General features: G+C 62.6%; 2 protein-coding genes. Both read right to left on the reverse strand.

Features of this window, described 5'->3' with window-relative positions; translation table 11 throughout:
- The coding region (locus EN939_RS32115) for an efflux RND transporter periplasmic adaptor subunit (protein WP_127271581.1) at nt 1-811 on the reverse strand (811 nt) is incomplete at its 3' end.
- Between the two features lie 192 nt (nt 812-1,003).
- Nucleotides 1,004-1,831, reverse strand: coding sequence for a MurR/RpiR family transcriptional regulator (locus EN939_RS32120; protein WP_127271407.1), 828 nt, complete (start codon nt 1,829-1,831; stop codon nt 1,004-1,006).
- Nucleotides 1,832-1,956 lie beyond the last annotated feature (125 nt).

Here is a 1,956-nt window from a genome sequence, read left to right on the forward strand (position 1 = left end):
TTTCATCGATGTGGTTGTCGATGGCCGAAACGGTGCCGCTATAAGCGTTGCTGGGATTGGCGATCGGCGTCGCCGTCAATTGTGCGCCGACCTTGACGGCGGCAGCGAAGCGCTCGGGCACTAGGAAATCGACCAGGATTGAGGACCGGTCGTCGAGCGTGGCGATGGCCGACTGGTTGGTGACATAATTGCCGGCCGAGATCGGCAGGATGCCGACGGTGCCAGCGATCGGTGCCAGTATCGACCGGCGCTGCAGCGCCAGTTCCGCATCCTGAAGCGCCAGCTTGGCGCCGGCCAAGACCACTTCGGCATCGGCCACTGCGACTGGTGTCGCGGCATTGGAGGCACGAAGCGACCTGACGCGGTCGAGTTTGGCCTGCGCATCCTGCAAGGCGAGCTTGGCGCGGTCCTGAGAGATCACTTCGGTCTCGGAATCCAGGGTGGCGAGGATCTGTCCCTTATCGACATGGCTGCCGGATTCGACCAGCAGTTCGGCGAGGCGGCCGGAGCTGTAGGGATTGACGGTCACCGAGGCGTTGGCACGGCCGGTGCCGATTGCCTGCAGGCGGTCGTTGATAACAGCCGAAGTGGCCGCAAGGGCGACCACGTTCACCCGCTGGTTGCCGCCATTACGGCCGTTTGCCTGCTTCGCGTTGGCGGTGCCGGTCTCAGCCGGGGGCGTTGCCGCGGAGGCCCAGTCGATGCCCCAGCGTGCCAGCACGTCCGGCGCGCCGGGATAAAAGCGCAGCCAGGCGGCTGCCGCCACCACCAGCACCACAAGTGCAAAAAGTATCTGTTTCCAGGCGGCCATCGGCACTCCGGTTGGTAAAACAATCCTTCCGTCTACCGGTTTCCCGAATGAAGCAGACGCAGCGAGGCTATTGTAAGGCAAAGAAGCCGCCTCGATATCGCGTCTTTATGACAATTCTCCGGGGGCTGCGCACATTAAATATATGTAACCTTTGAGAAAATATGCGTAACGCTTTGGATCGTCGCACAGGCACTAACGCAGACTTTCCATCTCGCGAATGCGTTTGGCGCCTTCTGCTTCCAGTTGCCTGGTGACGGCGCCGATCAGCGTTTCGGCGACAACGAAAAGGGCAGCCGAAGAGTCCCATGCCGACGGCACCGCGGTTCGTCCGGCGATAACATGACGAGCAAAGCGGGCGATCGGCGACAGCCACTGGTCGGTGAACAGCACGATCTGGACGCCACGCTGATGCGCCTTCTCGGCGAAGCGGACGAGGCTGTCCTGGTAGCGCCTGATGTCGAAGATCACCAGCACGTCGCGCTTGCCCATGTCGATCAGCCGGTCGCGCCACATGCTCTCCTGCCCGGCGAGGTGAAAGACATCCGGCTGGATGACGGCGAGGTGGGCGGCCATGTAGCGCGCCAGCGGATCGGTGAAGCGGCCGCCGATCAGGAAGGTCTTGCCGCGCCGGTCCGCTAGCCGGGCGGCGATGTCGGCAAGCTGCTTGTCGGACAGGTGCCTGAACGTCTCGCGCATGTTGTCGAGCGTCGCTTCCAGCATCGGCGACACCGTGCCGCCGCCAGGCGAGGGCGGGTTGAGTGTCCTTGTCGCCGGCGATTGCAGTTGCGCCGCCAGTTCGTCCTGCAGGCTCGACTGGAATTCCGGATAGTTCTGAAAGCCCAGCCGGGCGACGAAACGCAGGATCGTCGGCGAGGAGACGCCCGCCGCGGCCGAGAATTCAGCGACCGTTTTCAGGCCGATCATCGGATAGTTGGCGATCAGTGTCTGGGCCGCGCGCCGTTCGCCGGCCGGCATCGTGCCGAGGCGATCGGCGATCAGTTCGGCAATGCTGGAAATCATGTTTTCCCCACCTCTGGCTCGGCCGAAGGCCTTTTCCGAGATCGCATTTGACAAAGCCGGACAAACTGTATGAAATCATCCACAGGGACGCAATGAGGCAAAATACGTAACATACGATACCGCGC

The organism is Mesorhizobium sp. M7A.F.Ca.CA.002.05.1.1 (genome assembly GCF_003998335.1).
GTDB lineage: Bacteria > Pseudomonadota > Alphaproteobacteria > Rhizobiales > Rhizobiaceae > Mesorhizobium.